At 69.0% G+C, this 8,137-nt stretch carries 8 protein-coding genes; 1 reads left to right on the top strand and 7 read right to left on the bottom strand.

Features of this window, described 5'->3' with window-relative positions:
• Together STRTUCAR8_RS51625 and STRTUCAR8_RS09350 are read right to left on the bottom strand one after the other, a co-directional pair.
• On the bottom strand, positions 1-306 hold a 306-nt coding region (locus STRTUCAR8_RS51625; RefSeq protein WP_044471913.1), incomplete at its 3' end, for a hypothetical protein.
• 204 nt (positions 307-510) lie between these two features.
• Positions 511-1,371, bottom strand: coding sequence for a thioesterase family protein (locus tag STRTUCAR8_RS09350; RefSeq protein WP_006375321.1), 861 nt, complete (start codon positions 1,369-1,371; stop codon positions 511-513).
• A gap of 145 nt (positions 1,372-1,516) precedes the next feature.
• Between STRTUCAR8_RS09350 and STRTUCAR8_RS09355 the strand changes: the two genes are divergently transcribed.
• Positions 1,517-2,782, top strand: a complete 1,266-nt coding sequence (locus STRTUCAR8_RS09355) for an alpha/beta hydrolase (protein WP_006375326.1) — start codon at positions 1,517-1,519, stop codon at positions 2,780-2,782.
• On the opposite strand, the gene STRTUCAR8_RS09360 is transcribed toward STRTUCAR8_RS09355, so the two are convergent.
• From STRTUCAR8_RS09360 to STRTUCAR8_RS09380, 5 genes are all read right to left on the bottom strand, one after another.
• Positions 2,679-3,347, bottom strand: a complete 669-nt coding sequence (locus STRTUCAR8_RS09360; protein WP_044471910.1) for a trimeric intracellular cation channel family protein — start codon at positions 3,345-3,347, stop codon at positions 2,679-2,681. The two genes, STRTUCAR8_RS09355 and STRTUCAR8_RS09360, sit on opposite strands and share 104 nt — an antisense overlap.
• A gap of 34 nt (positions 3,348-3,381) precedes the next feature.
• Complete coding sequence (locus tag STRTUCAR8_RS09365) at positions 3,382-4,773, bottom strand: M1 family metallopeptidase (protein ID WP_044471911.1); 1,392 nt, start codon at positions 4,771-4,773, stop codon at positions 3,382-3,384.
• Positions 4,774-4,875: 102 nt separating this feature from the next.
• Positions 4,876-6,033, bottom strand: coding sequence for an ABC transporter ATP-binding protein (locus STRTUCAR8_RS09370; protein ID WP_006375325.1), 1,158 nt, complete (start codon positions 6,031-6,033; stop codon positions 4,876-4,878).
• The gene (locus tag STRTUCAR8_RS09375; RefSeq protein ID WP_006375324.1) at positions 6,030-7,130 is read right to left on the bottom strand and encodes an ABC transporter ATP-binding protein; all 1,101 of its coding nucleotides are present in this window, start codon (positions 7,128-7,130) and stop codon (positions 6,030-6,032) included. Before STRTUCAR8_RS09375 ends, STRTUCAR8_RS09370 begins: the two co-directional genes overlap by 4 nt.
• A complete protein-coding gene (locus STRTUCAR8_RS09380) occupies positions 7,127-8,134 on the bottom strand; it encodes an ABC transporter permease (protein ID WP_044471912.1) in 1,008 nt (335 codons plus the stop codon). The genes STRTUCAR8_RS09375 and STRTUCAR8_RS09380 overlap by 4 nt, the downstream gene beginning before the upstream one ends.
• Between the last annotated feature and the right edge of the window lie 3 nt (positions 8,135-8,137).

The following is an 8,137-nucleotide window of genomic DNA, read 5'->3' on the forward strand; positions in this document are numbered from 1 at the left end:
GCAGCCGCCGCCGCCCTGGCCACCGCCGCCACCGGGGCCGCCGGACGGCATGCCCGAGGGGGCGCCGGACGGGGCCGCACCGGTCGGCATGCCCGATGGAGCCCCCGAGGCGCCGCTGGTCGGCGCACCTGACGGGGCACCGCTGGGCATGCCCGAGGGGGCACCGGACGGACGCTGGCAACTCTGCCCGGAGGTACCGGAGTTGCCGCTGGTCGAGGTCGACGAGTCACCCGAACCACAGGCGGTGAGCACCAGCGGGGACAGCGCCAGCAGGGCCACGGCGGGGACGAGACGCACACGCTTCATGAGAAACAACTCCAGGAAAGATGAGGGAGTTTCGAGGCGGGCATCGAATCAACGACACCTGGTGCTTCCTTGAGTACGCCCTGTTCTCTGCCTGTGCGTCAGGTAAAGCACGTCTACAGAGACCCGCCTGACCTGGCCTTTCTCGCCGTACAGCAAACTACCCACTGGTACAGGTCCGTGACAGAACCCGCCGTACCGCGGCCCCTATGCGAGCCGTACGCTCGCCAACTGCCGCGACTGGGCGACGAGTCGGTCGGCGCTGTCCCAGACCTCGGCGTCCTCCTCCAGGAAGCCGCCGGCCAGGTTGCGGGTCGTTATCGAGACCCGAAGCGGGCCCGGCGCCGGGCGGCAGCGCACGTGCACGGTGAGTTCGACCGTCGGGACCCAGCCGGACAGGCCGATCTCGAACGCGGTCGGCGGCAGCGCGTCGACGGCGAGGAGCAGCGCGAGCGGGTCGGTGTCGCGGCCGTCGGCGAGCCCGAACCAGGACCGCATCTCCCCCTTGCCGGAGGGCGCGCCGAGCGCCCAGCCGAGCGTGGCCGGGTCGAGCTTCAGCAGCAGCCGGTCTGCGATGGCGGAGCCGCCGGGGACCGGCGCGGGCGCGTCCTGGGGGCCGAAGCACTGGTCCATGGGCGGCATCGCGGGCGGCGCGGCGGTCGTCCGGACGTCGTCGGGCAGGGCACCCAGGTCGCCGTAGGAGGCGAGCACCCGGATCCGTTCGACCTCCTGGCCCTCGTCGTCGTACTGGAAGAGCGAGGCCGTGCCCGTCGACAGCGAGCGTCCGGTGCGGACGACCTCGGTACGGATGACGGCCGGGCCCGGGCGGGACGCGGTGAGGTAGTGCGCGGAGACGCTGAAGGGGTCGCTGTGCGGGAGGGCGTCCGCGAGGGCGCGGCCCAGCACCGCCAGCAGATAGCCGCCGTTGACGGCGTTGATGACGGTCCAGCCGGCGGAGAGTTCGGTGTCGTAGACACCGGACGCGCGCCGGGTGACGGCGGTGTCGCGGTCGAACTCGCTGTCGCCGATGGTGGCCCGCACGGACTGGGCGGAAGCTGCTTCTGGCATGCGTGAACGATACAGCAGAGCAATACTAAGCGGTAGCTTTGTACCGCGAGACCGGAATCGCACACTTGGTAAGTGCCCGGATTGTCTTGGGTAAGGGTTTCTCCGCAGCCGTGACCTGCCGGCCCCGATCGGCCTCCTCACAGACATGAGCCTCACCGGTACGCCGTTCCTCCTCACGACGATCGCGCTCGCCGCCGTCGCCGTACTGCTGCCCCTCGCCCTCTGGTCCCGGGTGCGCGGGCCCGTCCTCGTGCGGGGCGCCGCCCGGCTGCTGATGGTGCTGTTCGCCCAGGGCACCGCGGTCACCCTGGTCTTCCTGCTGGTGAACAACTCCAACAACCTGTACGACAACTGGGGCGACCTCCTCGGCACGGGCGACCATGTCCAGGCCGCCGCCGACCTCGGCCCCGACGGCACCGGCGGCATCTCGCTGCGCAAGCTGCCGAAGGTGAAGCAGACGTTCCGCGAGGCCAACGGGCCGGGCATGCACGCGGCCGGCGGCGTCGACGTCACCGACCTCAGGGGCCAGGTCTCGGGCGTCGACGCCGAGGTCTACGTCTGGCTGCCCCCGCAGTACCACGAGGCCGCCTACAAGCACCGCCTGTTCCCGGTCGTCGAGCTGCTGCCCGGCTATCCGGGCTCGGCGAAGTCCTGGTTCGGTTCACTGCACGCGCCCGAGCAGTTGCTGCCGCTGATGAAGAGCGGCCAGATCACGCCCTTCATCCTGGTGTCGCCGCGCACGACGCTCATCGCCGACGCCGACACGGGCTGCGCCAACATCGCGGGCCGGGTCAACGCGGACACCTGGCTCAGTGTCGACGTACCGAAGATGGTCACGGACAACTTCCGCGCCGAGAGCGGGCCGGGCGGCTGGGCCGTCGCCGGGTACTCGGCCGGAGCGCACTGCGCGGCGAAGCTCGCCGTCGCGCACCCCGACCGCTACCGGGCCGCGGTGTCCATGTCCGGCTACAACGACCCGGCCGGGGAACCCCTCTCGCTGGCCGCCGAGACCCCGCAGCTGAGGGCCGCGAACAACCCGTACCTGATCCTCAAGCACGACCGGGTCCCGCCCGCTGTCGCGCTCTACGTCTCCGGCGAGTCCGGCGACGGCTACGAGGCCGGGCGGGCTCTGCAGAAGGTGGCGAAGCCGCCGACGGCGGTGGACGTGGTGTTCCTGCCGCGCAGCGCCGGCGGCCACAACATGGCGCTGTGGCGGCCCCAGATCACCACGGTGTTCCGCTGGCTGACCCAGCAGTTCGACGCGGGCGGCCAGAAGGCGGGCGGCGGCCGGGCCGGCACCACCGGCTCTACCGCGCGGACTCCTCGTCATGGGCCGTCGACCGCCGGTGCCACGCGCGCGGCGCTCGCCAGTGGTACCGCATCGCGAGCAGCCGCAGTACGAAGGCCGTGACGACCGCGAGCCCGCTGGTGAACGGGTTGAGAACGTCGTAGCGGATACAGAGGACCACCAGCGCGGAGCCGACGATCGCCGGGACCGCGTACAGGTCACGGTCCCAGCGCAGCAGGGAGGGAACCTCGTTGGCGAGGACGTCACGCAGCACTCCGCCGCCCACGGCGGTCGCGAGACCGAGGGCGGCGGAGGCGGTGAGGCCGAGGCCGTGGTCGTACGCCTTGACCGTGCCCGTGACGCAGAACAGGCCGAGCCCCGCCGCGTCGAACACGTTCACCCCCGCCTGGATGCGCTCCACCTCCGGGTGGAGGAAGAAGACCAGCAGGGCGGCGAGCAGCGGCGTCAGGAAGTACCCGAGATCCGTGAACGCCGCCGGCGGCACCGCCCCGATGACCAGATCCCGGAGCAGCCCTCCGCCCAGCGCGGTGACCTCGGCGAGGACGGCGATCCCGAAGACGTCGAAGTTCTTGCGGACGGCGAGCAGGGCGCCGGAGATCGCGAAGACGAAAATGCCGACGAGGTCGAGGGTGTGCTGGACGGAGGGGCTGAAGAGCTGGTGAATCACCCCCGTATTGTGACCGCGGGCTTACCGGATGGGACTACAGGGCGGGCTTGCCGGTCGTGAACAGCCAGGTCCGGAACAGATCGTCGAGTTGCTTGCCGCTGATCTTCTCCGCGAGCCGGACGAAGTCGTCCGTGTCCGCGTTCCCGTACCGGTGGAGTCTGGTCCAGGTGGGCAGGAGCTTGAAGAAGGCGGCGTCGCCGATGCGTTCGCGGAGCATCTGCAGGGTCATCGCGCCGCGCTGGTAGACCGCCGAGGCGAACATGGTGTCGCGCTGCGGGTCGCCGACGACGATCTGCCAGAAGGCGCTGTCGGCGGGACGGGAGTTGTACCCGGCCAGGAAGGAGTCGTGCGCCGAGCGGGTGCCCTTGTACTCGGCCCACAGCCACTGGGAGTAGGTCGCGAAGCCCTCGTTGAGCCAGATGTCCTTCCAGTGGTCCACCGACACGGAGTCGCCGAACCACTGGTGGGCAAGCTCGTGCACGATGGTCGTCTCGTTGCGCACGGCCGAGTACACCGGCTTGGTCTGCGTCTCCAGGGAGAAGCCGGCCTCCGGCATGTCGTCGACGATCGCCCCGGTCTCCTCGAACGGGTAGGGCCCGAAGACCTTCGACCAGTAGTCGGTGGCCTCCGCCGTCACCGCGTACACATCGACGTTGTTGCTGCCCGCCAGCACCGGGTCGATGGCCACGTAGATCGGCGTCCCGCCGGGCGTGACGCCCGTCTTCACGTCGAACTTCCCGATGGTCGCGGTGGCGAGGTAGGTCGCCATCTGCTTCTTCTCGCGCCAGTGGGTGTACGTCGAGCCGCCCTTGTCGTACGTCGACACCAGCCGGCCGTTGGAGACACCCGTCAGCCCCTTCGGCGCCTTGATCCGGATGTCGAAGGACGCCTTGTCGGAGGGGTGGTCGCTGGACGGGAACCAGGTGGAGGCGGCGTTGGGTTCACAGGCGACGAAGACACCGTCGGCGGTCTTCATCCACCCGTAGCTGGAGCCGAAGACGATGGGCCCGCCCAGCGGTTCGGGCACACCGCCGTAGGTGACGGCGACCTCGAACTCCCGTCCCTTGGACAGGGAGCCGCGGGGCGTGACGCGTATCTCGTCGCCCGTGCGCGTGAACCGGGCCCGTCTGCCGTCCACTTCGACCCGTGTGACCTCCAGCTGCTGGAGGTCCAGATCGAAGGACGAGAGGTTCTGGGTGGCGCGGGCGGTGATGGTGGTCAGCCCGTCGAGACGGTCGGTGTCCGGGTTGTACGCGATGTCGAGGGCGTAGTGCCGGGCGTCGAAGCCGCCGTTGCCGAGCTGTGGGAAGTAGGAGTCACCGATGCCGTCGGCCCCCGGGGCCGGGTGGGAGGAGGCGGCGATCACAAGGAAAGAGGCCGCCGCGGTGGCGACGGCCCCTAAACGTGCCGAACGGGAGAGTGCCATGAGTCGTCCCTTTCGAGCGTGTACCGGTCGGATAAGACGGACACGGACGACTCTGCGCTCTCCCGTTCGGGCATGTGCATGACTTTGCCAACTCGTCATGCCCTACTTGTCCGTTGACTCCTGAGGAGCGGTGGGCTCGTCGTTCGTCTTCGGGTCGGCCTTCGCGGCCAGTGTCACCAGTTCCACCGCTTCCCGGGCCGCCGACAGGAGCTGGGTGTCCTGCGGGGCCTGGTCCTCGGCGTTCTCCGGGTGGTGACAGGCGACCTGCTGGCCGGGCTTCAGCTCCAGGAGCGGCGGCTCGGTCGTCCTGCAGATCTCCGTCGCCTTCCAGCACCGGGTGTGGAAACGGCAGCCGCTGGGCGGTGCGATCGGCGACGGCACATCGCCCTTGAGCAGGATGCGCTCGCTCTTGGCGCCCCGGCGCTTGGGATCGGGAACCGGCACCGCCGACATCAGGGCCTTGGTGTACGGGTGCATCGGCGCCTGGTACAGGGAGTTCCGGTCGGCGAGTTCGACGATCTTGCCGAGGTACATCACCGCGATCCGGTCCGAGACATGGCGTACGACGGACAGGTCGTGCGCGATGATCACGTAGGTCAGGCCGAGTTCCTTCTGGAGGTCGTCCATCAGGTTGACGACCTGCGCCTGGATCGACACGTCCAGCGCGGAGACCGGCTCGTCCGCCACGACCAGCTTCGGCTTCAGGGCGAGCGCGCGGGCGATGCCGATGCGCTGGCGCTGGCCGCCGGAGAACTCGTGCGGGTAGCGGTTGAAGTGCTCCGGGCTCAGGCCGACCAGCTCCAGGAGGCGCTGGACCTCCTTCTTCACCCCGCCCTCGGGCTCCACGCCCTGGAGCCGGAAGGGCGCCGAGACGATCGAGCCGATGGTGTGACGGGGGTTCAGGGAGCCGTACGGGTCCTGGAAGATCATCTGGATGTCCCGCCGCAGCGGACGCATCCCGGCCGCGTTCAGCCGCGTGATGTCCTGGCCCTCGAAGTGGATCGAGCCGCCGGTCGGTTCCTGGAGCCGGGTGACGACCCGGCCCATGGTCGACTTGCCGCAGCCCGACTCACCGACGACGCCGAGGGTCTCGCCCTTGCGCACCTCGAAGGAGATGCCGTCGACGGCCTTCACCGCGGCGACCTGACGCTGCAGGATCCCCTTCTTGATGGGGAAGTGCTTGACCAGGCCCTCGACCCTGAGCAGTACCTCGCGCTCGTCGGAGGAGGCCGCCGCCTCGGGTTTCTTCGTCTCGCTCACAGCTTCGGCGCAATCTCTTCGGTCCAGATCCGCGTACGGTCCTCCGGCGAGAGGTGGCAGGCGGAGAAGTGCCCGCCGGCGACCTGCTGGAGTTCCGGGCGGACGGTACGGGTGACATCGCCCTTGGGAATGTCCGCGTACGGGCAGCGCGGGTGGAAGGCGCAGCCCGAGGGGACGTTGATGAGGCTCGGCGGCTGTCCCTTGACGGGGATGAGCCGGTCGGAGGTCTCACGGTCGATGCGCGGCATGGAACCGAGCAGCCCCCAGGTGTACGGGTGCTGCGGCTGCGCGAAGATCTCGTCGACCGGCCCGCGCTCCACGCACCGGCCGCCGTACATCACCAGGACCTCGTCGGCGATCTCGGCGACCACGCCGAGGTCGTGGGTGATCAGGACCACCGCGGAGCCGAACTCCTTCTGCAGGTCCCGGATCAGGTCGAGGATCTGCGCCTGGACGGTCACGTCGAGGGCGGTCGTCGGCTCGTCCGCGATGAGCAGTTCGGGGTTGTTGACCAGCGCCATCGCGATCATCGCGCGCTGGCGCATACCGCCGGAGAACTCGTGCGGGTAGCTGTCGACGCGCTTGCCGGGCTCGGGGATGCCGACCCGGTCGAGCATCTCGATCGCCCGGGTGCGGGCGACCTTCTTGCTGACGTCGTGGTGGACGCGGTACGCCTCCACGATCTGGTTGCCGATCTTGTAGTACGGGTGCATCGCGGACAGCGGATCCTGGAAGATCATCGCCATGTCGCGGCCCCGCAGCTTGCGGACCTCGTCCGGGTCCGCGCCGACCAGTTCCTTGCCGTCGAGCCAGATCTCGCCGGACATCCGCACGTTCTTGCCGCGGGCGCCGAGCCGGTGCAGGCCCATGATGGCGAGCGAGGTGACGGACTTGCCGGAGCCGGACTCGCCCACGATGGAGAGGGTCTTGCCCTTCTCCAACTGGAAGCTGAGTCCGTCGACGGACTTGACCACACCGTCGTCGGTCGGGAAGTGGACCTTGAGGTCGCGGACTTCGAGGAAGGCGCTGGGCGCGTGCGAGGGCGAGGGCTCGCCCACCGCAGCGCTGTTCGCAGGCAAAGGAGTCAGTTCGGTCACGAGAGCCTCACCCGCGGGTCGGCGGCCGCGTAGAGCAGGTCCACCAGAAGATTTGCGACAACGACGAAGAGGGCGGCGAGCAGGGTCACGCCGAGGATCGGGGGCAGGTCGTTGTCCTTGATGCCCTGCACCGCGTACTCACCGACGCCGTGCAGCGAGAACACCGTCTCGGTGATCAGCGCACCGCCGAGCAGCAGACCCAGGTCCATGCCGAACACGGTGATGATCGGGGTCAGCGCGGCCCGCAGACCGTGCCGGACGACGACGTTGCGCTCCCGCAGACCCTTGGCGCGGGCCGTGCGGATGAAGTCCTCGTTCATCGTCTCCAGCATCCCCGAGCGGGTGAGCCGCGCGTAGATGGCGGAGTAGAGAAGGGCGAGCGAACACCACGCCGGGAACAGGGTGTTGGCCCACTGTGCCGGGTTCTCGGTGAACGGTACATAGGTTCTGCCGAAGATCGGCCACTGGTAGGTGAAGAGCAGCAGTGCCAGGTTGCCGGTGAAGAACATGGGCAGCGAGACACCGGCGAGGGCGACGCCCATGAAGGACCGGTCGAAGAACGATCCAGGCTTCAGGGCGGAGATGACACCGATCGTCACACCGGACACCAGCCACATCACGGCAGCGCCGGCGGCGAGCGAGATCGTCACCGGAAGGCGGGAGGTGAGCTGCGGCCAGACCTCGACATGGGTCTTGAAGGAGTAGCCGAAGCACGGCGCGTTGCAGTGTGCCGTGGTGGGCCCCAGGTCAAAGGTGGCGCCGGACACGATCCCCTTGATGAAGTGCCAGTACTGGAGATAAAGGGGGTCGTCCAGACCGAGGTTGCTCTTGACCGCAGCGATGTCCGCCGCCGACGGGCTCTTCCCGATGTACTGCTGGGCCAGCTGGTCGGCGGTCTGGCCGGCGAGCCGTGGCAGCAGGAAGAAGATGGCGAAGGTCACCGCGGTGACGACCAGCAGCAGGATCACTGCCGCGAACGTCCGACGGAGGATGTACGAGATCACGGG

Origin of the sequence: Streptomyces turgidiscabies Car8, from assembly GCF_000331005.1 — a bacterium.
Classification (GTDB): domain Bacteria; phylum Actinomycetota; class Actinomycetes; order Streptomycetales; family Streptomycetaceae; genus Streptomyces; species Streptomyces turgidiscabies.

Coding starts and splice junctions, on each gene's coding strand:
- STRTUCAR8_RS09350 (WP_006375321.1), bottom strand. CDS start 1,371: ATGCCAGAAGCAGCTTCCGCCCAGTCCGTGCGGGCCACCATCGGCGAC.
- STRTUCAR8_RS09355 (WP_006375326.1), top strand. CDS start 1,517: ATGAGCCTCACCGGTACGCCGTTCCTCCTCACGACGATCGCGCTCGCC.
- STRTUCAR8_RS09365 (WP_044471911.1), bottom strand. CDS start 4,773: ATGGCACTCTCCCGTTCGGCACGTTTAGGGGCCGTCGCCACCGCGGCG.